The following is a 21036-nucleotide window of genomic DNA, read 5'->3' as shown; positions in this document are numbered from 1 at the left end:
GCCGGTCAACCCAGCAGTGCCTGCAGCCGGGCGGCGGCCTGCTGCAGTTGCGCCATCGAATTGGCGGTTGAAAACCGGATGCGCTGTGCGGTGTCGGCATTGCCGAAATCGCGGCCCGGCGTGACCGCCAGGTGGGCACGTTCCATCAGCGCGAACGACAACTCCCAGCTGTCCGCCACGCCCAGCCGGCGGCAGGCTTCGGTGCAGTCGGACCAGGCGTAGAAGGCGCCGTCCGGCATCACCGGCACCGGCAGGTGGGCAGCGGCCAGGGCCGGCACGAAGAAGTCGCGGCGCGCCTTGAATTCGGCCCTTCGGCGCTCGAACTCGGCAATGCTGTCGGGTTCGAAACATGCCATCGCCGCATGCTGGGCGATGGTGCTGGGGCAGATGAAAAGGTGCGAGGCCAGGCGGTCGATGACCGACACCAGCGCGTCCGGCACCACCATCCAGCCCAGCCGCCAGCCGGTCATGTGGAAATACTTGCTGAAGCTGTTGATGCTCACCACGTCGGACTCGGCACCGTCGAGCGCGAGCACGCTCTGGCCGAAGTTGTCGTCGTGGCTCAGGCCGAGGTAGATCTCGTCGACCAGCATGACGCCGCCCCGCTGGCGCACCACGTCGTGGATGCGTTTCAGCTCCGCCGGCGCGATGGAGGTGCCGGTAGGGTTCGACGGCGAAGCCAGCAGCACGCCGCGTGTCTTCGGGCCCCAGGCGGCGGCGACCTGGTCGGCGCTGAGCTGGTAGCGGTCGGCCGCGGTGGTCGGCAGCATCACGGCGCGGCCATCGGCGGCGCTGACGAATTCTCGGTTGCAGGGGTAGCTGGGGTCGGGCATCAGCACTTCGTCGCCGGCATCGATCAGCGCCAGGCAGGCCAGCTGCAAGGCCGCCGAAGCACCGGCGGTGACGACGATGCGGCGGGCCGGCACGTCGACACCGAAACGCTCGCGGTACCAGTGCGAGATGCGTTCGCGCAGCGGCTCCAGGCCGACCGACGGTGTGTATTGGCTGATGCCTCCGTGCACGGCGCGGATCGCGGCATTCTGCACCAGCGGCGGCGCGGTGAAGTCGGGTTCGCCGACATTCAGGAAGATCATCGGCCGATCGGTGCCGGCCAGCGCTTTCGCCTGTGCGGCGGCCGCCTTGGCGACCTCCATCACATAGAAAGGCTGGATGCGTTCGGCCCGGCCGGACAGCCGCAGCCCGTCCAGCGCGGCGCTCAAGACTCGGCGCGCGGGTTGCGTTGCCGGTCGGCTGCGACTTCTTCTGCGCGCAGCTGCGGAGCCAGGCCGTTGAGCACGCCGTTGACGTACTTGTGGCCGTCGGTGCCACCGAATTCCTTGGCGAGTTCGATGCACTCGTTCAGCACCACACGCCAGGGCACGTCGAGGCAGTTGCGCAGTTCGTAGGCGCCGATCCACATCACCGCGTGTTCGACCGGCGAGATCTCTTCCATCTTGCGGTCGAGCAGCGGCAGGATGAGGGCGTCCTGCGTTTCGGCTTCGGCGATGCAGCCGTGCAGCAGCGCGTCGTAGTGCAGCGAATCGGCCTTGTGGAAACCCGACAGGTCGCGGGTGAAACGGTCGATGGCGGCCGGTGCATTGCCACCCACCAGATGCTGGTAGAGCGCCTGCAGGGCAAATTCACGCGCGCGGGTGCGGCCCGACTTGGACGACGCCTTGCGGGCACCGGTAGTGGTGCGGCCCGGCAGGGCCTTGGGCGTTTCGGCGCCGGCCTGGTTGGCGGCAGCGTGCGAATTGTCTTGGGATTCGGATTGGATAGGTTCGGTCATGCGATGTCCGTCAGCAGGTTGGCCATCTCGACGGCGACACGGGCCGCGTCGCGGCCCTTTTCAGTCTGGCGGGCTTGCGCCTGGGCCAGGTTCTCGGTGGTGAGGATGGCGTTGGCGATCGGCAATTTTGCGTCCAGCGACACGCGGGTGACCGCGGCGCCGGACTCGTTGGCGACCAGTTCGAAGTGATAGGTCTCCCCGCGGATGATGCAGCCCAGGGCGATGAGTGCGTCGTGGCGGCGGCCGGCGGCCATGGCCTGGAGGGCGACCGGCACTTCGAGCGCGCCCGGCACGGTCAGGTGCTGAATACGGTCCGCGCCGACGCCGAGCGCCAGCAGTTCGGCCTTGCAGGCGGCGGCGAGGGCATTGGTGATGTCTTCGTTGAACCGCGCCTGCACGATGCCGATGGAAAGTTTTCGGCCGTCGAGGTGTTGCCCCTGGCCCTTGTTGGCGTCTTGCACGCGATGTCCTTGCTGGTCTGTTGATTGGATGGTGGCGGCGGCTTCAGGCCCTGGGCTGGACGTAGCCGACCAGCTCGATGCCGTAACCGGCCATGCTGGGCATGCGGCGAGGCTGGCCCATGAGGTTCATGCGGCGCACGCCGCACTGCCGCAGGATCTGCATGCCGATGCCATAGGTCCGCAAATCCATGCGGCCTCGTTCGGGCGCCTGGGCGGCCCGGGCGGTGCCGTCGAACTGGGCGAGCAACTCTGCGGCGCTTTCTCCGCAGTTGAGCAGCACGACCACGCCCTTGCCCTCGGTGGCGACATGGCGCAGGCTGGCGTCCAGGGTCCAGGAGTGCATGGAACGGTCGATCTCGAGTGCATCCAGCACCGACAGAGGTTCGTGCACGCGCGCGGGCACGGTTTCGTCGTCGGTCCACTCGCCGCACACGAGGGCCAGGTGAACGCCGTCAGCGGTGCTGTCTCTGAAGGCATGTGCGGTGAACTGGCCGGCCGCCGTGCGCAGGGGGCGTGTGCCCAGGCACTGGATGAGGGTTTCGTGGCGGCTGCGGTATTCGATCAGGTCGGCAATGGTGCCGATCTTCAGGCCGTGCTCGGCGGCGAACAGCTGCAGGTCCGGCAGGCGTGCCATGGTGCCGTCTTCGTTCATCACTTCGCAAATGACCGACGCCGGGCTGCAACCCGCCATCACCGACAGGTCGCAACCTGCTTCGGTGTGGCCGGCGCGCACCAGCACGCCGCCGTCGACCGCCTGCAGCGGGAAGATATGGCCGGGCTGCACCAGGTCGGAGGCCTTGGCACCCTTGGCCACGGCGGCCTGCACGGTGCGGGCGCGGTCGGCGGCCGATATGCCGGTGGTCACGCCTTCGGCCGCCTCTATCGAGACGGTGAAGGCGGTGGAATGCTTGGCGCCATTGCGCTGCACCATCGGCGGCAGGTTGAGCCTTTCGCACAGTTCGCGCGACAGCGTCAGGCAGATCAGGCCGCGCGCGTGGCGGGCCATGAAGTTGATGGACTCGGCCGTGATGTGATCGGCCGCGATGACGATGTCACCCTCGTTCTCGCGGTCTTCTTCATCGACCAGGATGACCATGCGGCCGGCCCTGATCTCGGCGACGATTTCTTCGACCGAGGAAATGGCTACGGGGGCGTTGGCGGAGGCGGGGGCGTTCATGCGGAAATTCCATGGGCCGGAGGCAGGTGGACGCCCTCCAGCATGCGGGCGACGTAACGCGCCACGGTGTCGATCTCGAGGTTCACCTTGTCGCCGGCCGACAGGCGGCCCAGCGAGGTGTTTTCCAGGGTGTGGGGAATCAGGTTGATGAAGATCAGCGTGCCTTCGGCGCTGTCTTCGACCCGGTTGACCGTGAGGCTGACCCCGTTGACGGTGATCGAGCCCTTGTAGGCCAGGTAACGGCCCAGCGCGACTGGTGCCAGCACGCGGAAGTCGTGGCTCTCTCCGACCGGCTGCAGGCGCTCGACAACGCCGATGCCGTCCACATGGCCGGACACGATGTGCCCGCCCAGCCGGTCGCCGGCACGCAAGGCCTTTTCGAGGTTGACGCTGTGCTGCCGGTCGAGGCCGCTGGTCTTGTCGAGCGATTCGGCCGACACGTCGATGTGGAAGGTGCTGGTGGCGACGTCGAAGGTGGTGACCGTCATGCAGGCACCGTCGAGCGCAATGCTGTCGCCCGAAAGTACGTCGTCCAAATAACCTGCGGGCGCCTGCAGGGTGAGGCGTTTGCCATAGGCGGCGGTGTCGCCCAGGTCCTGCACCTCGAGGATGCGGCCCAGGCCGGTGATGATTCCGGTGAACATATCCGGGGATTTTCGCAGGAATGTGCGAGGCCTTGCCGCAATCGGGCTGCAAACTTCGGCAAGCTGCCAGGAATGCCTATATCGGCAAGCGCGAGGAAAGCTCGGAAGCCGGCTGCAGGCGGGCCAGGATGCGCAGGTCGGGGCCCACACGTTCGATGCTGTCGAAGCTCATGGTCTGCGCCTGTGAAAGGCTGGCGAGCGGCCCCAGTTCTGCCATGCCGCGCCCTTCGCCGATCAGGCTCGGCGCCATGTAGAGGAGCAGTTCATCGACCAGCCCGGCACGCAGCAGCGCACCGTTGAGTTCGGCGCCGGCCTCTACGTGCAGCTCTTTCAAACCCTGTTCGAACAAATCCTGCATCACGTCGGCGAGGTCGACGCGGCCCATGCCGCCCTGACACACCTTCACCCGGGCACCGCGCGCAGCCAGGGCGTCGGCCTGTTCCGGGTTGGTGCCGCTGGCCGTATACAGGTACAGGGCGCGGTCGGGCAGGAACAACTGGGCGTCGAGCGGCGTGCGCAACCGGCTGTCGATCACTGCCAAAGCTGGCTGGCGGGTAACCGCTGCCAGCCGTACATCCAGCCGCGGATCGTCTGCCAGCACGGTGCCGATGCCGGTCAGCACCGCGTCGGCGCGGCTGCGCCAGGTGTGGCCGTCGGCACGGGCTTGGGGGGAGGTGATCCAGCGGCTTTCGCCGTTCTTGAGGGCGGTGCGTCCGTCGAGGGAGGCTGCTACCTTCATGCGGACCCAGGGCCGCGGACGCGCATGGGTTTCGGGTTCATCGGTTCCAGCAGGCGTCGACAGAGGTGTCGGTTGTGGCATTGGAGATCTTTCGTTCGCCCGATTGAAGAAGGCTGAGCGTACCGCAGCGGTCGGCGGCCTGGCTGCCTTGTGGAACGGCGTCCAGGGTAAATCTGTCGTCGGACGTGATGGCGGTCAGCCGATAGTGGTCGCCCTCGCTCCTGAGCAGTCCGAGCGGTATTTCGGCGGGCGAGGGGTACCGGCCCGTGCTGGTGGCGCCACGCTCCAGCCAGTGCGCAAGCTGCACCAGGCTGCTGCGGCCTGAAACCCTGCGTGCCCGGTTGGCATAACTCGAGTACGACGGCAGCGCGATGGCCGCCAGCACACCGGCAATGACCAGTGCCAGCAAAACCTCGATCAGGCTGAATCCGGCAGATCGGGAAGATCCGCGGCCGGTCATTGCAATTGCCGCCATCCGGCCCGTATGCCGGGGCCGTTGCCCTTGTCCAGCACCACAGTGGCCTCGCCGGGGCTGGTCACCAACCATTGGCCGGGTTTGTTGACGAGCAGCACCGGACGGCGCGACATCGCCACCCGGCTGGCGTTCTCTGAGGGCGGTGTCGCCTTCGTGGGGTCGACGAGCGCGGTGAACACCGGCCGTGTGGAGGGTTGACCGCTGAACAGATTGACTATGGTCAGGTAGTCGTGGTCTAGGGTGCCGCTGAAGAACATCACCTTCTGGCCGGCAAATGGACGCGGTGCGTGCAACACCTTTTCGCCCTTGGCGGGCATGTCCAGATACCAGCCGCCTGGTGCGGGGCGTGTGAGGTAGTTCACCGCATTGGCGCTGCTGCGGCTGTAGTCGTTGCCGGCGACGGTGCGTACGCCGGGCAGCAGCACCTGGGCCACGAGCGTGGCCGGATCGATGACCTTGTCCTGGTCATACAGGCCGTAGAACGTCTGCACGTGGGTGTCGTTCCGATCCTCGACGGTGAGGTCGCGGCCGGTGCCCAGCCCCAGCATCACGCCGCCCAGCGGGTGCGGCAGCCAGGTGGGCGCGGAAGTGATGGGCTGGCGGTTGCCCAGCGAATCCCGTGCGGCGAAGAGCGGCTTTCCGCGCAGGGCGGTGGTCCAGGCGGTGGGATCCCTGGCAGAAATGTCGAACTTCCAGACATTGCCCAGCAGGTCGCCTGCGTAGGCGACGTCTGCCTTGCCGTCGCCGTCGAGGTCGATGACCAGCGGTGCCGATAGGCCATTGCCGCCGCGGTGGACGCAGGATTGTTCGGGACAGGGCGGCACGATCTTGCGAAGCTCACGCGTCTTGTCGAGATACTGCACCAGCAGCACCGGCATTTCGTTGCGGCTGTTGACGCCATTGCCCAGCAATACCGCCCAGCGCCCGTCGTTGAGCTGCACGATCTGGGTGGATCTGCTGCCGGCGCCGTCGGTCGCAGCGTCGGCCGTGATGTGCCCGACATCCGGGTCGGCGCCGTCGCTGGTGTCGATCAACACGACGCTGCCTGCCGCCGCTTCGGTGAAAGCGTCCGGCCGGCTGACATCGAGGACGAAGAATCCCGGCGCACCCGCCCCGGCGCTGCCCACGAGCACGGTGGACCAGGCGCTGGCACTTCCGAAGGCGTGGATGTCGGCCTCGCCGCTGAAGGCCTGGCCGTCCACCAGGTAACGATGCGGAGTTCCCGGTTGGACCCAGGTGCGCAGAAGCGGGATCACGCCGCGTGGCACGTAGGCCAGATGTTCGATGCCGGTGACCGCGTCGAACCCGTGCAGCATGCCGTCGTTGCCGCCGACGTAGACCATGGCGCGCCGATCGCCGAGTGCAGCCGGCAATGCAGGCCTGGCGGGTTTTCCGGTGAACCAGGGTTGCGCATGCACCACGTCGGCCTGCCGGAACAATGTCTTGTCGGCGTGCCGGCGACGATCGCGCAAGCTGCCGCCCTGAGAGGTTTCGGCACTGTGGTCGCCGCGCACGAAGTCCAGGCGCTGGCGGCCGGCCGCGTCTGTATCGGTGCCTTTGAATGCAGCGCGTTGTGCGGGCGACAGGTCGTCCCATCGAAAGGCGATGCCGCCGCTGCCGTCATGGCTGATCACCGTTCGTTGTTCGGCCGGGAAGCCCGGAACATCCAGCTTCGCCGCACTGTCCCATTCGACGGTTTCCGCCAGTCGCCCGGTGGCTGGATCGATGCGCCAGCAGCGCAGCCAGCCGGTCCAGTCGACGGCTTGGTATCCGGCGGAACAGGCGCGGCCCGCCGCGACCACCATGGGCGACTGCGGCGCGGCCCGCGGGTCGGGCGACGCCGCAAGGATGAGCGGCGACGCTTGGGGAAAACCTGTGGCGGTCAGCAGGGCTGCGGCCAGGAAAACGAACGGCAAGACTCTGTTTTTCATGGGTTGTCGATCAGCGGTGAGGGAATGAAAACCTCGCGCAGCACTGCGCGGATGCCGCGGCGCCGACCGGTCGCCACGGCGGTGATGCGAAAGACGAACGGACGGGTGGCGTCGGGCGCATAGCGGAAGTCGCCGGCCCCCACGCCGGCGCCCGGCGGATGTTCGAAGACCTCCACCCAGTACCCGGCACGACCGGGGTCGAGGTAGGACTGCATCGAGGCGCTGGCGGTGGCATCGGTGAACTGGCCATAGGCGGCGTGCAGGGCGACCGGATGTGCGTCCCGGGAAAACAGGTCGGCCTGGTTCTCGATGGTGGTCAGCTGGTCGATGTCGACCGGGAGGCAGATGCCGTCCTGGCACGGCAGTCCTGGATGCATGGCCAGGCCGTCGGCCAGTACTCCCATGTCGCCCGGCTGCTGGGGGTAGAACACACCGGACGCCGGGATGCGGGTAACGCTGCCGTCCGCCCGCAGGCCTCGGATGTCGGTTTCCGCGTCGTGCATCAGCGCCTCGGCGGCGGCAAAGGCGCGGTTGTAGTCGGCAGCGCTGCCCACCAGCGCCTCGTTCAGCAGCGTGGACCTTGCGACGCCCAACACCGACAGGCTGCTGAGCAGCAACAGCAGGATCACCAGCACCAGGGCCGCGCCGCGATGGGTGTGCAAGGCGGCGGACTCAGGCCGGCAGCGCATTACGAACCATGAAGATGCCGCGCGCCAGCCGGACCATGCGGCCCGCCGTCTTCGATGTGGGAAGGGGCTTGCCGTCGCAGTCCTCCGATGTGCCTGCCGCCAGCGAACCGACGCCGGAAAGTTGCAGGCACACGCTGAGCATCAGCACCGGGGTGGCGGCGGTCAGCGCGTTCGCCTTGACGTAAAGCACGGTGCCCGCCGGGCCGGCGATGCCGTACAGCACCTGCAGGTCGTCGACGTCCGACACCAGCGCCTGTTTGTTGTTGTCCTGGTTGCCGTGGCAGTAGAGTGCCGGCCGGTTGTCGTTTGCCGACTCCGGAGCGATCAGGTATTCGTTGTCGACGCTGTCGGGAGGGAGATTGGGCGCGCGCCGTTCGGGCATGTCGCCCAGACAGTCACGATCGTCATCGACATAGGCTCGGCTGAGCCGCAGCGTGTCGGGTTTGCCGGTGGCGCCCTCCAGCCCCGAGACTGGCAGGCCGCCGTTGCTCCAGCCCTTGAAGCCGGTTCGGAACACCACCGACGCACCGGTGGCATCCAGTTGCACCGCGCCCGCCTGACGCGCCTGCCGGCCGATGAGTGCGAGCGCCAGGTCGGCCCGCTGCTGGAGGTCTGCGGCTTTCGAGCCGGCAGCCGCCGCGGAAAAGGTCAGCGCCGATGCACCCAGGGCGGCCGCCAGCACCAGCAGGCCCAGGGTGATGCCGATCAGCACCTCGATCAGCACCACTCCGCGAACCCGCCGCGGCCGTTCAGGGCAGTACATGGCCGACATGGCACAGGTGGCCGGCGGGACATTCGATACCGGTCGTGGCAACCGTCACGTCGGTCAACACGGCCTGCAGGGCCGCATCGACGGCTGTCATGGCACGTTCGTTGGTCGGCCAGGCCACGCCGATGGCGATCTGCGGCGATGCCGGCACGGTGGTCACCATGCCCTGCGCCAGCGGCAGGGCGGCCCGGAGGGAGCTGACCCACAGGTCGAGGTCGTGGTCCGCCAGCAGCGCCGGTGTGCAGGGCGCCAGCCGGCAGTCGGTAGCGGCCCGCCGGGTCGCGTTCCAGGTCAGCGTGTAGAGGCCCGCCCGCGCAGCCGACGCATTGAGCCGCATGTTTTCGCCGAGCGCATCGATGTGCTGCAGCGCGATGGCGCGGTCGTTGCCCTGGCGCAATTCGGCCAGCTGGCGTGCCAGCAGGTGGCCGAGTCCCAGCAGTCCAATGGCCAGCACCAGCGCCGCGACCATCGCCTCGATCATGCTGAAGCCCGACTGGCCGGCAAGGCGGGCGGTCATGCCTTGCATGCGGCACCTGCGGCGACACGGACCCGGGAGCCACCATTGATGCAGACCCGGCGGCTGGTGGTGTCGCCCGGCCGGGCGCTCGCCGCCTCGACCAGGAAACTGGCGCCGACCGAGCCACCGCCGACCTTGTTGCGAAGGGTGCCGGCGGCGTCGATGAAGACCGTGTCGCCGCTCTTGGGCGTGATGGTCAGGTCCGCCGGATTGTCGTAGGTGTGCACCGTATTTTCGCCTGGCTGTTGCAGGCCGTCCTGGTTGGTGTCCATGAAGACATCCCAGCCGCAGCGCCGGGGTGCGCCGGCCGGCGCGGCCTTGCAGTCGGAAACGCTTTTCAGGCGCAGCACCAGTGCGCTGCCGCGCCGCGCCGCTTCGGCCTGCGCCCAGAAGATCTCGGTGCCCAGGTCCTCGGCAACGGTACGCACCTGGTGGGCCCGCAGCAGCTGTTGCATGCCCGGCAGCACCAGCCCCACCAGCACGGCAATGAGGGTCAGGGCGGCCAGCAGTTCCAGCAGAAAGAAACCGCGTACCGGGCGGGCCGGGTGGCGGCAGGGGGCGGGCGATGTGTCTGGGGGATGGAGCACGGCGGACGGTGGCTGTGGACAGGTCGAGCCGGAGATGCTGGGGCTGCGATGCGCGCCAGCGCAACCATCCTTCGTGTGCCGCATACCGGCTGTCAATATCAGCTGCCGTCGACCCCGGTCGCGCCACAATCGAGGTTTTCCCAGCCCTCATTTCCGGCGTCTCAGCGCCGCAGCCGACATGACCTTGCTCCACACCATCGACATCGAAACCGCCCCGCAACCGAACGCCACGGTGCTGCTGATGCACGGGCTGGGCGCGGGCGCCGACGACTTCGTGCCCATGGTTCCTCAGCTCGACCTGGCCGGCATCGGGCCGATCAGGTTCGTGTTTCCGCAGGCGCCGACGATGCCGGTCACCATCAACGGCGGATACCGGATGCCATCGTGGTACGACATCCTGGTGACGGAATTGGGCCGACAGGAAGACGCAGCCGGCCTGCGGGCGTCGCGAAATGCCGTCGAGGCGCTGATCGAACGCGAAAAGCAGCGCGGCATTCCGGCCAGCCGCATCGTCCTGGCAGGTTTTTCCCAGGGTTGCGCCATGGCGCTGATGACCGGCCTGCGCCACGGCGAACGGCTGGCGGGCATCGCCGGCCTGTCGGGTTACCTGCCGTTGGCGTCCACCACGGCGGATGAACGCTCGGTGGCCAATGCGGGCCTGCCGATATTCCTGGCGCACGGAACTCGCGACGGAGTGGTGCCGCTGGCGCGTGCCGAAGCCTCACGCGACACTTTGGTCACGCTGGGTTATCCGGTCGAATGGCACACCTATCCGATGGAGCACACGGTGTGTCCGCCTGAGGTCAAGCAGCTGGAGTCGTGGCTGAAGAAGGTGCTCGCCTGAAAGAGGCCAGGCGGCCGGTTCAGCGGCGCGTGTTGCCCGGCGTCCCGTGCGCCTTGCGGCTCACGTGCAGCACGACAAGTGCGATGCCGACCACGATGGCGACCCAGCCGACCAGCGAACTGTTGGCGATGGTTTCGCGGAGGCCGGGCGATTGGAGAAACCGGGGGGCCAGCAGGACGGCGCAGCCGATGACGATGCAGGCAATGCCGCGAAAGAGAAAATTGTGGTTCATGAGGGTCGAAAAAATGTCCTGGCGTCCCCGTTATGGGGACGCCTGCGCAAGGCCGAGCGCCGATCCTACGCGCGTGTTACTTTCGTGCCCCCAAAATAATGAAAATTGCTTGATAAGCCCATGAACAGCACCGAACAGCGCCTTGCCGCCCTGACCCCGCAGCGCCTGCAAGGCATGCGTCGCGGCATCGAAAAAGAGAGCCTGCGCTCGCTGCCCACCGGTGCACTGGCGCTCACCCCGCATCCGGTGCCGCTGGGTTCGGCGCTCACGCATCCGAACATCACCACCGACTTCAGCGAGTCGCAGGTCGAGCTGATCACCGGCGTGCATGCCAGCGCGCAGGCATGCCTGGACGAGATCACCCAGGTCCACCAATACGTACATCGCTCCATGCAGGCGCTGGACGCACATGGCGACGAGAACCTCTGGGTTTCGAGCATGCCGTGCGTGCTGCCCTCCGACGAGACGATTCCGCTGGGCCGTTACGGCACGTCGAACGTGGGACGCGCCAAGAGCGTGTATCGCATGGGCCTGGGCCACCGCTACGGCCGGCGCATGCAGACCATTTCCGGTATTCACTACAACTGGTCGCTGCCCGGTGTCAGCAGCGAACAGTATTTCGACCTGATCAGAAATTTCCGCCGTCATGCGTTTCTGCTGCTGACGCTGTACGGCGCGTCGCCTGCCACCTGCGGCAGTTTCGTGGCGGGGCGTCCGCACCAGCTGCAGGCCATCGGCAGCGGCAGCATGCACATGCCCTACGGCACCTCGCTGCGCATGGGGCGTCTGGGTTACCAGAGCGATGCCCAGGCCACCCTGGCCGTGAGCTACAACAGCCTGGAAGGTTATGCCGCCTCCCTGCAGGATGCGCTGACCCGGCCCTATCCCGCCTATCGCAACCTGGGCATCCGCAACCCCGGTGGCGAGTACAACCAGCTGGCCACCACGCTGCTGCAGATCGAGAACGAGTTCTACGGCACCATCCGGCCCAAACGCACCATCCGCCAGGGCGAGCGTCCGCTGCATGCACTGCGTGAGCGTGGTGTCGAGTATGTCGAGGTGCGCTGCATGGACCTCGACCCGTTCGATCCGGTCGGCATTTCGGCGCAGACCATGCGTTTCATCGACATCTTCCTGCTGCATTGCCTGTTGAGCGACAGCCCGCCCGACAGCCCGCAAGAGATCGCCGAGCTGGCAGAGAACCAGCACCTCACCGCTGCCTGTGGCCGGCAGCCGGGTCTGAAGCTGCGTCGCAACGGTCAGGAAGTGACGCTGGCCGACTGGGCCGAAGAAATTCTGGAGGCCTGCCAGCCCATCGCCCTGGCCATCGACGTCGCGCAGGGCGGCAGCGACTACGCACAGGCGCTGCAGTCGGCGTTCGACGGCATCCGCAACCCTGCCGGACTGCCTTCGGCGCGGGTGCTGAAGACCATGGCCGAGGATTTCGACAATTCCTTCGTCGACACCACCCGTGCGCAATCCGTCGCCGCCCGTGCTGCCTTGCTGGACATGCCGTGGACTGCCGAGCAGCAGGCCGCTTTCGAGGCGTCGGCCGAAAAATCGGTCGCCGACCAGAAAAACATCGAGGACGCCGACACCATGCCTTTCGAGGTCTACCGCGAGCGTTATGTTTCGGCAGACCGGCTGGTGCCCAAGCGCCGCGCCGCCGTGCCCGCCTGACCGATGCGTCTGGTGCCGCCGTTTCTCGACCGTTCCGTCCGGGGCCTGACGAACGCATTGCGCGGTGGCACGGCATGGGTGCGCCGCCATCCCGGGTGGTCGCTGGCCGCGTTGCCGCTGCTGCTGTTGCTCTATGTCCTGCTGCTGATCCCGTTCACGCCCAGCGTCGGCGACATCCGCAAGGTCCGTGAAGAGCGGCCGGCGGTGCTGCTGTCGTCCGATGGCAAGGTGCTGGCCGAATTCCGGAGAGCCAACCGCGAATGGGTGAAGCTGGCCGACATTTCGCCGAACGTCGTCGCGGCACTCGTCTCCACCGAGGACCGGCGATTCTACGAACACGGCGGCATCGACCTGCGCCGCACCGGCGCGGCCATCCTCAACACCCTTCAGGGGGAACGGCAGGGTGGTTCCACCATCACCCAGCAGCTGGCGCGCAACCTTTATCCGGACGAAATCGGCCGTTCGGTCAGCCTGACCCGCAAGGCGAGGGAAGCCATCACCGCGTTGAAGATCGAGGCGGTCTATTCCAAGGACGAGATCCTGGAGACCTATCTCAATACCGTGCCTTTCCTTTACAACGCTTTCGGCATAGAGATGGCGGCGCGCACCTATTTCGACACTTCGGCCAGCAAGCTCGACGCGGTGCAGAGCGCCACGCTGGTCGGCATGCTGAAGGGCACCAGCTACTACAACCCGGTCAGCAACCCCGACCGCGCGAGGGACCGACGCAACATCGTGCTGGCGCAGATGGTCCGTTACGGCGCGCTGCCAGCGACGCAACTCGAAGCCCTGCAGAAAAAACCGCTCAAGGTCGATTTCGAACGCCAGACAGAAGGCGTCGGCCCCGCGCCGCATCTGGCACGCCAGTTGCGCACCTGGCTTTTCGACTGGGCCGACCGCAACGGTTATGACCTGTACGCCGATGGCTTGCGCGTGATGACCACCATCGACTCGCGCCTGCAGGAAGCCGCCAACCGTGCGGTGCAGAAGCAGGGCGATCAGATGCAGCGCGCGGCGGACGCGATGTGGGGCCCGCGCGCCTGGTCGGGCAAGCGGCCGGAAGTGCAATCGATGGTCCGCGAAACCGCGGCATACAGGGCCGCACGGGAAAGCGGCGCCGACGATGCCTCAGCCCTCAAGTCGGTGCTGGACGATGCGGAAGCCATGGCAGTGCTGCGCGAGACCAAGACGCGGCTGCAGGCCGGTTTCCTGGCGCTCGACCCGCGCGACGGGCAGGTGCGTGCCTGGGTCGGTAGCCGCGCCTACGCGCAGGACCAGTTCGACCATGTGTCGCAGGCGCGGCGCCAGCCGGGCTCGACATTCAAGCCCTTCGTCTACGGCGCGGCGTTTTCACAGGGCATTTCGCCGGACGAGACCTTCATGGACGAACCGGTCGAGATCCAGCTAGGCGGCGGCCAGGTCTGGCGGCCGACAGACGAGGGTTCGCCCAGCTATGCGCCCATGACCTTGCGTGACGGCCTGGCTTATTCAAAGAACATCATCACCGCTCAGCTGGTGCAGAAGATAGGCCCGGCCAGTGTCGCCCAGCTGGCGCGTTCGCTGGGTGTGCGCCAGAGCAAGCTCGACGAAGTGCCTTCGCTGGCCCTCGGCACCAGCCCGGTGACCTTGAAGGAGATGGTCACCGCCTACGCCGGCATTGCCAACGGCGGCAGCTACATCGAACCGATCCTGGTGCTTCGCATCGAAGACCGCAACGGCAAGCTGCTGGAGGAGTTCCATCCTGCCAAACCCGAGGTCGCGATGGCGCAGCAACCCGCTCAGGTGCTGCTCGATGTGATGCGCGGGGTGATCGATCGGGGAACCGGAGGCGCCATCCGCAGCCGTTACGGTATCCGGGGCGACGTGGCCGGCAAGACAGGCACTACTCAGGACAACACCGATGGCTGGTTCATCCTGATGCACCCGCAACTGGTGGCCGGCGCGTGGATGGGGTTCAACGACAACCGCCTGACCATGGCCAGCAGCTGGGGTCAGGGCGCCCGCAGCGCCTTGCCGATCGTCGGCGACTTCATGTCGGCGGCCTTGCGTGGCAAGAGCATCGACGCCGATGTTGAATTTGTCGCGCCGCGGCTGTCGGTGGCCCCGCCGCCGCAAATCGAACCGGTCGCACCGGAGAACGATCCGGTCTATCACCAGTTCCCGCCGAGCGAGGGCGAAGGGCCGGGCCAGATCAACGGAGCGGTGGTGGTTCCCCAGGGACAGCCGCTGGGCCAGGAAGTGCAGATGCCGCAGCAGGCGCAGAGCTATCCGCTGCCGGCGCAGGTGTCGTCGCAACCGGGCGCGCTGATGCGGTTGTCGCCGGCCGACGCGGCGCAATTGATGGGCTCTCCGCCCGGTCGCTAGCCTAAAAGACCGACAGGCCGGTCGCGTTCACGAACATCTCGAGCGCTTCCATGCCCAACGCCGAATTTCCGCTGTGATCCAGCCCCGGCGACCAGACACACAGGCTCAACATGTCCGGCACCACCGCCACGATTCCGCCACCCACGCCGCTCTTGCAGGGCAAGCCTATGCGGTAGGCGAATTCGCCCGCGGCGTCGTAGGTTCCGCAGGTCAGCATCAATGCGTTCAGGCGTCGGGCCTGGCGGTCGGAAACCACCCGGGTTTCCTCGTTCAGCGGATGGGCGCCGTCGCGGCACAGATAGCCGGCAGCACGGGCTACCTGCGCGCAACTCATGGCGATGGCGCACTGATGGAAATACATGTCCAGCGCGGCTTCGACCGGATTGTCGATGCGGCCGAAACTCTTCATGAAGTTGGCCAGCGCGATGTTGCGGTAACCGGTCGCCGCTTCGGATGCGGCGACTTCTTCGTCGAAATCGACACTTTCGCCGCACAGGCCGGACAGCAGCGCCTGCAACCGGCGCCTGGCGTCGCCGTGGGTGACCAGGAGGTCGGCCACGGCGATGGCGCCGGCATTGATGAACGGGTTGCGGGCCACGCCCCGTTCGCTTTCCAGCTGAACCAGCGAATTGAAGGGGTTGCCGGAGGGCTCGCGGCCGATGCGCCGCCACAGCTCGTCGTCCTCGATGGTCTGCATCGCAAGCGTCAGTGTGAACAGCTTGGAGATGCTCTGGATGGAAAATGCCATGTGGGCGTCGCCTGCTGCCGCCTCGAAACCGTCGCGGGTGCGCAGGGCGATGCCGAAATGAGCCGCCGGCACCCGCGCCAGGGCCGGGATGTAGTCGGCCACCTTGCCGGCTCCGGCCGCGGCGCGGGGCGCCAGCGTGGCGGCGATGCCGTCGAGTACTGCCTGCAGGTCGACCGACATCTCAGCCAGCCGGCACGGCGGTGGCCGCCGGCGCCGGCGCAGGTGTTGCTGCCCGCGGGGCCGCATTCGCCGGGTCGTGGCGCAGGGCCGGTGTCAGGTAGGGGTCGACGAGGCCGGTGCGCCAGACCAGCGCCACCACGCCGATGACGACCAGGGCGGTGGCGAACCAGGTTCCGACGCCCTTGCGGTCGGCGAAGGGATCCTGGAAGGAGCGTTTGGCCCCGGCCGGGATGTGGGCGGTCTGCGACAGGGATGCACCCAGCGGCACGTTGACCTTCATTCGGCCGTTGACCGCCCAGCCGGTGGCGTCCAGGATCGGTCCCAGGCTGCGCTGGCGCAGCTTCAGCCAGGCGATCAGCATGCTGGGCCCCGAAATGGCCAGCACGATGCCCAGGATGGCCAGCGGAATCCAGGCACCCAGTTCCACGAACTTGCCGAAGACACCCACAAGCACCGCGCTGATGCTGCCCATCGCCACGCCGATGGCGGCCACGGTGCCGACATCGATCTTGCTGGCGGGCAGCTTGGACAGCGTCGGCGACGCAGTGCCCGCGGCAGCGGTCTTGTCAAGCGTGCTGACCTCGCCGGCCAGCAGTCCCATCGAAGTCTGCGCGGCAGCGTCGCTGGCGGCGGCGCGTTTGGCCACCTGTTCCTCGATGGCCCGCAGGAACTTCTTGTAGGGCGAAAAGAAGGCTTGCGCCACGCTCGTCGGGTTTTCGATCAGCTTGGTGATGGTGGCGTCCCAGTCCTTGCCGTCGCGGTCGTAGAAGACACCGTTGCGGCCGACGAAAAGAAAATCGACGTCGCCGGCGGTGAACGCCGAGACGATGGTCATCTTCTGACCGTCGCGCACGCAGTCGCAATAGGCGAGATAGGTCTTTGCCATGCCCGCGAGTGCGGCGTGTTTGCCGGCGTCGGCCACCTTCACCGTCAGGTCGCAGCTGCGGGCGTCGAGGTACAGGCGGCCGGCCTGGAAGATGGCACCGGCGCGGCTGTAGAAGGTCGAGAAGGACACGAAGTTATTGAGCAGCGACACCAGATCGCGCTTGAAACGCAGCAGCTTTTCGAGATCGGCCATGCGTGCGTTGGCCGGCTCTTCGGCTTCGTCCTGTGCAAGCAGGTCCAGCACGGCGGCTTCGGCTTGCCGGGCTGCCAGGGCCTGTTCGATGTCGAGGCTGCCGAGCATCGCCTCGGGCCGCGCGGCCAACCACTCCTTGTACGGGCTGAGGCGATGTTGAACTTCGAGCCAGTCGGCTTCGTTCAGCGACTTCAGCGGTCCTCCCAGCAGCGGTTCGAGTGCCTTGCTGCGCAGTGTGGCAAGCGCATCTGCCCAGGCAGGGTTGACGCCCTCGGTCAGCGGCAGCGCGCCGTTGTTGTGGCCCCCGACGGGCGCCAGGGGCAGGGCGGCGATGGATACGCTGCCGGCATCGAGCGCCTGGCTGGCGATGGCGGCGTATTCCTCGGCGGTGGGGTTGAGCGCCGACGCCGCGCGGATGTCGTAGCGGGCGAGGCGGGAGCGGGTGAAGAAATCCTCGACTTTTTCCTTGACTGCGTTCACGGCCTGCGCTGCGGCCAATGTGCCATCGCCCAGGGGCAGGGCGTTGCCGTCCGCCAAGCCCGCCGTGTGCCAGGCCAGCAGCGCGTGCACATCGGTGAAGAAGGCTTCGGCACGTGTACGGTCGATGCCGGCTTTTCCGGCACGGTCATCGGCGGTGCCGCGGGTTTCGCCGATCCAGGCGATGACCTGGGCGGTCGCGGTGTCGTCGCCTGCGGTTTCGACGGTCACGATGCCGTCGCCGTTGAAACGCATGGCGGCCAGCAGCTTGCTGCGGTCGGCGACGTCCGCCAAGCTGATGCTGTCGGCATGTTCGCGGCCTTGCAGGGCCAGCACACGGCGCGCTTCCTGGTCGAGCAACTGGCCGGTCCCGTCGCGGGTATTGAGGGCAGACAACGCAAGGGTGTCGCCGCCACGGACCAGTTCGTCGGGGTTGTTCAACCGGGCGCAGGCCCATTCGCAGGCGGCGATCAGTTCGGGCGGGCGGATGCGGCCGTCCCTGTCGGAGTCGATCAGGTCGAGGGTGTGGCTGTCGAACTCAAGCCCGCGGGTCGGGCAGGCCAGGGCGACCCAGAGCTTCTGATCGAGTTCACCGATATGGGCGACGTCCTGGCCGTCGCGGATGACCACCTGATCGACACCGCCGGCGCGGAAAAATTGCCAGATGTGCTGGTTTGTCGCCATGCGCGGAAGCCTTTCAGGGAGGGTTTGTGAATGATCTGAACGCGTGTGATCTTGCCACGGTGAATTTCGGTGTCGGTCCCGTGTAAAGAAAAAGCAAATGTGCAGCTTGCTGACAGGTTTGCATTCGCTCAGCGCTTAACTTTGACGGGTGCCGAATTGCGCACTCAAGGAGAACCACAACATGCATAAAACCCTGATCCGTCTTACCACCGTCGTTCTGACAGCCGCAGCCGGCCTGGCCTTCAGCGCAGGCGCCATGGCGCAACCGCGTCACGACGGCCCGCCCGTGATGCGCCACGCGCCGCCGCACAAGAAACACAAGGTGTGGGTGCCGGCGCACCGCGAGCATGGCCGCATCGTCAAAGGCCACTACATCTGGCGTTGAGCCGGACGCCCGATCTGACGCCTCGGGCGCATCGGGCGCCTGTAGGTGTTATTTCGCCCAGTTGTCCCGCAGTCCCGACGTGCGGTTGAACACCAGGCCTTCGTTGCCGGAATCGGCGACGAAGTAGCCGTGGCGTTCGAACTGCAGCGGTGCGCCCGCTGCTCGTTCCGATGCGCCCGGCTCGACAAAACCACTGCTGCGCGTCAGGCTTGCCGGGTTCAGGTTTGCCAGGAAGTCACCTTCGCCCGCATCGGGCTGTGGCTGGGTGAACAGTCGGTCGTAGAGGTTGAACTGTGCGGGTACCGCATCGGCGACCGCCACCCAGGTCATGACGCCCTTTACCTTGATGGCGTCTGCGCCGGGTGTGCCGCTCTTGGTATCGGGCACCAGGCGGGCCATGACGGTGGTGATGTTGCCTTCCGCATCACGGTCGGCACCGATGCACTCCACCACGTGGCCGTACTTCAGCCGCACCTTGTTGCCGGGGAACAGACGGTTGTAGCCCTTGGGCGGCGTGTCTTCGTAGTCGCTGCGTTCGATCCAAAGTTCGCGGCCGAACATGAAGGTGCGCTGGCCGCGTTCGGGGTGGTGGGGATGCACGGGCGCGTGGCAGCTGTCGACAAAACCGGCGCCCATCGCTTCATCCCAGTTCTCCAGCACCAGCCTGACCGGGTCGAGCACCGCCATGGCACGCGAAGCGGCCGGGTCGAGCACTTCGCGCAGTGCTGCGTCAAGGGCCGAATACTCGGTCCAGCCGCCCACTTTCGTAACACCCGAACGTTCACAGAACAGGCGCAACGCCTCGGGTGTGTATCCGCGACGGCGCAGGCCGGCGAGGGTGGGCATGCGGGGGTCGTCCCAACCGGTGACGTGGCCCTCGTCCACCAACTGGCGCAGCTTGCGTTTGCTGGTCACCATGTAAGTGACGTTCATCCGGGCGAATTCGTACTGGCGCGGCTGCGGCGCCGCCAGCAGGCCGCCTTCGGTCAGGCGTTCCAGCAGCCAGTCGTAAAACGGCCGCTGGTCTTCGAATTCGAGCGTGCAGATGCTGTGCGTGATCTGCTCAAGCGCGTCCTCGATGGGATGGGCGAAGGTGTACATCGGGTAGATGCACCATTGGTCGCCCGTGTTGTGGTGGGTAGCCCGGCGGATGCGGTAGATGGCCGGGTCGCGCAGATTGATGTTGGGCGACGCCATGTCGATCCTGGTGCGCAGGACCATGGAACCGTCGGCATGCCTGCCGTCCCGCATCTCGCGAAGGCGGGCCAGGTTTTCTTCGGGGCTGCGGTTGCGGAACGGGCTGTCGGTACCGGGTGTGGTGAAGTCGCCGCGGTTGGCGCGCATTTGCTCGGGCGTCTGTTCGTCCACATACGCATGGCCGGCATTGACCAGCATTTCGGCCGCGCGGTACATGAAGTCGAAATAGTTGCTGGCGAAGTATTCGTGTTCACGCAGCGTGCCCGGGGCGGCCGGGTCGTCGGCCAGCCTGGTGTCGTAACCCAGCCAGCGGACGGTGTCGCGGATCGAGTCGACGTATTCCTGATCTTCCTTTTCAGGATTGGTGTCGTCGAAACGCAGGTGACAGACGCCGCCGTATTCCGCTGCCAGGCTGAAGTTGAGCCAGACGCTCTTGGCGTGGCCGATGTGCAGGTAGCCGTTGGGTTCGGGCGGGAAACGCATGCGTACGCGGGCAGGGTCGGCGATACCCTGGGCGTGGTGCGATGCGTCTCCAGGACCTCCGCCCCAGCGACGGCCGGCATAGTGGCCCTGGGCGAGATCGGTCTCGATGACGTGACGAAGAAAGTTGCTGGGCTTGGTGGGTTCCGCGGCGCCGGTGCCGGCGTGCGTCGCGAGAGCGGGAGAATTCATCCTGCGATTCTAGGTCGGCCGACGAAGTTGCAACGTACGTTACGGAGAGTTGGCCCTACATCAGGCCCTGCCCCTGGCGGTTACTCTCGGTCACCACTCTTCACGCATCCCTGCCATCCGATCAGCGGGTTCATGCGTTACTGACACAAAGGAAGAAAAAGAAGGTGCCGGAATCGGTCCGCAACGCCTTCCGCTTCCAATGAGTTCTACCAAGGAGAACAGCATGTCCCGACAACGTAGCGTTCGTGCAACCCTCGCCCTGCTGGGCGCGGTTGTGGCCCTGGGTGCCGCTGGTGCCGCACAGGCGCGTGGCGGAGTGGATTTCTCGATCGGCATCGCCACTCCGGGTCTGGTGATCGGTGGCGGTGGGCCGGCGTACGGCGCGCCCGTCTATGCCGCACCGCCACCGGTGTATTACGCACCGCCGCCGCAGCCGGTGTATTACCCGCCGGCACCGGTGTATTCGGCGCCTCGCCCGGTCTATTACGCGCCGCCGCCGGTCTTCGTGCAGCCCCGCCCGGTCTATTACGGCCCCGGTTATGGTCGCCCCTGGGGTCCGCCTCCGGGCCATTGGGACCGCGGTGGTGGTCGCGGCTACGGCGGCGGCGGCTGGCACGGCCGATAAGCGGCCTTCCTTCGACGACAAGCGCCCTCCGGGGCGCTTTTTTTTGGATGGGCCGTGTATGCTCCTTCGGCTTTTTCGCGGTGCCAGGTCGC

General features: G+C 66.8%; 21 protein-coding genes. 5 read left to right on the top strand and 16 right to left on the bottom strand.

All coding sequences use genetic code 11. From position 1 onward, the window contains the following. Positions 1-5: 5 nt before the first annotated feature. From AC3ANW_RS11070 to AC3ANW_RS11015, 12 genes are all read right to left on the bottom strand, one after another. Positions 6-1199, bottom strand: coding sequence for a pyridoxal phosphate-dependent aminotransferase (locus AC3ANW_RS11070; RefSeq protein WP_488345406.1), 1194 nt, complete (start codon positions 1197-1199; stop codon positions 6-8). Between the two features lie 17 nt (positions 1200-1216). Beyond that, positions 1217-1789, bottom strand: coding sequence for a transcription antitermination factor NusB (gene nusB / locus AC3ANW_RS11065; protein WP_488345221.1), 573 nt, complete (start codon positions 1787-1789; stop codon positions 1217-1219). Beyond that, positions 1786-2250, bottom strand: a complete 465-nt coding sequence (ribH, locus tag AC3ANW_RS11060; protein WP_488345220.1) for a 6,7-dimethyl-8-ribityllumazine synthase — start codon at positions 2248-2250, stop codon at positions 1786-1788. The genes nusB and ribH overlap by 4 nt, the downstream gene beginning before the upstream one ends. Positions 2251-2293: 43 nt before the next feature. Beyond that, a complete protein-coding gene (gene ribBA / locus AC3ANW_RS11055; protein WP_488345219.1) occupies positions 2294-3427 on the bottom strand; it encodes a bifunctional 3,4-dihydroxy-2-butanone-4-phosphate synthase/GTP cyclohydrolase II in 1134 nt (377 codons plus the stop codon). Next, positions 3424-4071 carry a riboflavin synthase gene (locus AC3ANW_RS11050; RefSeq protein ID WP_488345218.1) on the bottom strand — a complete coding sequence of 216 codons (648 nt, stop codon included), beginning with the start codon at positions 4069-4071 and terminating at the stop codon, positions 3424-3426. The genes ribBA and AC3ANW_RS11050 overlap by 4 nt, the downstream gene beginning before the upstream one ends. Before the next feature lie 76 nt (positions 4072-4147). Further along, entirely contained in the window at positions 4148-4810 is a 663-nt protein-coding gene (locus AC3ANW_RS11045; protein ID WP_488345217.1) for a RibD family protein, read from the bottom strand. Positions 4811-4847: 37 nt separating this feature from the next. Further along, positions 4848-5285: a type IV pilin protein gene (locus AC3ANW_RS11040; RefSeq protein ID WP_488345216.1), complete on the bottom strand. Its 438-nt coding sequence runs from the start codon at positions 5283-5285 to the stop codon at positions 4848-4850. Then, positions 5267-7216, bottom strand: a complete 1950-nt coding sequence (locus AC3ANW_RS11035) for a pilus assembly protein (RefSeq protein WP_488345215.1) — start codon at positions 7214-7216, stop codon at positions 5267-5269. The genes AC3ANW_RS11040 and AC3ANW_RS11035 overlap by 19 nt, the downstream gene beginning before the upstream one ends. Continuing rightward, entirely contained in the window at positions 7213-7878 is a 666-nt protein-coding gene (locus AC3ANW_RS11030) for a pilus assembly PilX family protein (protein WP_488345214.1), read from the bottom strand. Before AC3ANW_RS11030 ends, AC3ANW_RS11035 begins: the two co-directional genes overlap by 4 nt. A 10-nt stretch (positions 7879-7888) precedes the next feature. Continuing rightward, complete coding sequence (locus AC3ANW_RS11025) at positions 7889-8677, bottom strand: PilW family protein (RefSeq protein WP_488345213.1); 789 nt, start codon at positions 8675-8677, stop codon at positions 7889-7891. Beyond that, positions 8655-9191, bottom strand: a complete 537-nt coding sequence (pilV, locus tag AC3ANW_RS11020; protein ID WP_488345212.1) for a type IV pilus modification protein PilV — start codon at positions 9189-9191, stop codon at positions 8655-8657. The genes AC3ANW_RS11025 and pilV overlap by 23 nt, the downstream gene beginning before the upstream one ends. Further along, positions 9188-9778: a GspH/FimT family protein gene (locus tag AC3ANW_RS11015; RefSeq protein ID WP_488345211.1), complete on the bottom strand. Its 591-nt coding sequence runs from the start codon at positions 9776-9778 to the stop codon at positions 9188-9190. The genes pilV and AC3ANW_RS11015 overlap by 4 nt, the downstream gene beginning before the upstream one ends. 178 nt (positions 9779-9956) lie before the next feature. Between AC3ANW_RS11015 and AC3ANW_RS11010 the strand changes: the two genes are divergently transcribed. Further along, a complete protein-coding gene (locus tag AC3ANW_RS11010) occupies positions 9957-10622 on the top strand; it encodes an alpha/beta hydrolase (RefSeq protein WP_488345210.1) in 666 nt (221 codons plus the stop codon). A 19-nt stretch (positions 10623-10641) separates the two neighbouring features. Here the strand turns inward: AC3ANW_RS11010 and AC3ANW_RS11005 are convergent, their stop codons facing one another. Beyond that, the gene (locus tag AC3ANW_RS11005; RefSeq protein WP_488345209.1) at positions 10642-10854 is read right to left on the bottom strand and encodes a hypothetical protein; all 213 of its coding nucleotides are present in this window, start codon (positions 10852-10854) and stop codon (positions 10642-10644) included. A gap of 120 nt (positions 10855-10974) precedes the next feature. Here AC3ANW_RS11005 and gshA point away from each other — a divergent pair, with 120 nt between their 5' ends. Together gshA and AC3ANW_RS10995 are read left to right on the top strand one after the other, a co-directional pair. Then, on the top strand, positions 10975-12534 hold the full coding sequence (gene gshA / locus AC3ANW_RS11000; RefSeq protein WP_488345208.1) for a glutamate--cysteine ligase: 1560 nt from the start codon (positions 10975-10977) through the stop codon (positions 12532-12534). 3 nt (positions 12535-12537) lie between these two features. Beyond that, the gene (locus AC3ANW_RS10995; protein ID WP_488345207.1) at positions 12538-14898 is read left to right on the top strand and encodes a penicillin-binding protein 1A; all 2361 of its coding nucleotides are present in this window, start codon (positions 12538-12540) and stop codon (positions 14896-14898) included. A gap of 1 nt (position 14899) precedes the next feature. On the opposite strand, the gene AC3ANW_RS10990 is transcribed toward AC3ANW_RS10995, so the two are convergent. Both AC3ANW_RS10990 and AC3ANW_RS10985 read right to left on the bottom strand, forming a co-directional pair. Further along, entirely contained in the window at positions 14900-15826 is a 927-nt protein-coding gene (locus AC3ANW_RS10990; RefSeq protein ID WP_488345206.1) for a glutaminase, read from the bottom strand. A 1-nt stretch (position 15827) separates the two neighbouring features. After that, positions 15828-18065, bottom strand: a complete 2238-nt coding sequence (locus AC3ANW_RS10985; protein ID WP_488345205.1) for a hypothetical protein — start codon at positions 18063-18065, stop codon at positions 15828-15830. A 181-nt stretch (positions 18066-18246) separates the two neighbouring features. Here AC3ANW_RS10985 and AC3ANW_RS10980 point away from each other — a divergent pair, with 181 nt between their 5' ends. Further along, a complete protein-coding gene (locus AC3ANW_RS10980; protein ID WP_488345204.1) occupies positions 18247-18450 on the top strand; it encodes a hypothetical protein in 204 nt (67 codons plus the stop codon). 48 nt (positions 18451-18498) lie between these two features. Here AC3ANW_RS10980 and AC3ANW_RS10975 read toward each other — a convergent pair whose 3' ends face one another. Continuing rightward, complete coding sequence (locus AC3ANW_RS10975) at positions 18499-20319, bottom strand: glutamine--tRNA ligase/YqeY domain fusion protein (RefSeq protein WP_488345203.1); 1821 nt, start codon at positions 20317-20319, stop codon at positions 18499-18501. Between the two features lie 223 nt (positions 20320-20542). Here AC3ANW_RS10975 and AC3ANW_RS10970 point away from each other — a divergent pair, with 223 nt between their 5' ends. Continuing rightward, positions 20543-20944 (top strand): hypothetical protein, encoded by a 402-nt coding sequence (locus AC3ANW_RS10970; protein ID WP_488345202.1) that lies wholly within the window; start codon positions 20543-20545, stop codon positions 20942-20944. The last annotated feature ends 92 nt before the right edge of the window (positions 20945-21036 follow it).

The sequence above is a fragment of the Xylophilus sp. PBN-3R genome, from assembly GCF_057747805.1.
This window is presented reverse-complemented; position numbering and strand designations above follow the sequence as displayed.

Excerpts from the sequence above, each read along its gene's own strand:
- nusB (WP_488345221.1), bottom strand. The coding sequence starts at position 1,789 with ATGACCGAACCTATCCAATCCGAATCCCAAGACAATTCGCACGCTGCC.
- ribBA (WP_488345219.1), bottom strand. The coding sequence starts at position 3,427 with ATGAACGCCCCCGCCTCCGCCAACGCCCCCGTAGCCATTTCCTCGGTC.
- AC3ANW_RS11050 (WP_488345218.1), bottom strand. The coding sequence starts at position 4,071 with ATGTTCACCGGAATCATCACCGGCCTGGGCCGCATCCTCGAGGTGCAG.
- AC3ANW_RS11045 (WP_488345217.1), bottom strand. The coding sequence starts at position 4,810 with ATGAAGGTAGCAGCCTCCCTCGACGGACGCACCGCCCTCAAGAACGGC.
- AC3ANW_RS11040 (WP_488345216.1), bottom strand. The coding sequence starts at position 5,285 with ATGGCGGCAATTGCAATGACCGGCCGCGGATCTTCCCGATCTGCCGGA.
- AC3ANW_RS11035 (WP_488345215.1), bottom strand. The coding sequence starts at position 7,216 with ATGAAAAACAGAGTCTTGCCGTTCGTTTTCCTGGCCGCAGCCCTGCTG.
- AC3ANW_RS11025 (WP_488345213.1), bottom strand. The coding sequence starts at position 8,677 with ATGTCGGCCATGTACTGCCCTGAACGGCCGCGGCGGGTTCGCGGAGTG.
- pilV (WP_488345212.1), bottom strand. The coding sequence starts at position 9,191 with ATGACCGCCCGCCTTGCCGGCCAGTCGGGCTTCAGCATGATCGAGGCG.
- AC3ANW_RS11010 (WP_488345210.1), top strand. The coding sequence starts at position 9,957 with ATGACCTTGCTCCACACCATCGACATCGAAACCGCCCCGCAACCGAAC.
- AC3ANW_RS11005 (WP_488345209.1), bottom strand. The coding sequence starts at position 10,854 with ATGAACCACAATTTTCTCTTTCGCGGCATTGCCTGCATCGTCATCGGC.
- gshA (WP_488345208.1), top strand. The coding sequence starts at position 10,975 with ATGAACAGCACCGAACAGCGCCTTGCCGCCCTGACCCCGCAGCGCCTG.
- AC3ANW_RS10995 (WP_488345207.1), top strand. The coding sequence starts at position 12,538 with ATGCGTCTGGTGCCGCCGTTTCTCGACCGTTCCGTCCGGGGCCTGACG.
- AC3ANW_RS10990 (WP_488345206.1), bottom strand. The coding sequence starts at position 15,826 with ATGTCGGTCGACCTGCAGGCAGTACTCGACGGCATCGCCGCCACGCTG.
- AC3ANW_RS10985 (WP_488345205.1), bottom strand. The coding sequence starts at position 18,065 with ATGGCGACAAACCAGCACATCTGGCAATTTTTCCGCGCCGGCGGTGTC.
- AC3ANW_RS10980 (WP_488345204.1), top strand. The coding sequence starts at position 18,247 with ATGCATAAAACCCTGATCCGTCTTACCACCGTCGTTCTGACAGCCGCA.
- AC3ANW_RS10975 (WP_488345203.1), bottom strand. The coding sequence starts at position 20,319 with ATGAATTCTCCCGCTCTCGCGACGCACGCCGGCACCGGCGCCGCGGAA.
- AC3ANW_RS10970 (WP_488345202.1), top strand. The coding sequence starts at position 20,543 with ATGTCCCGACAACGTAGCGTTCGTGCAACCCTCGCCCTGCTGGGCGCG.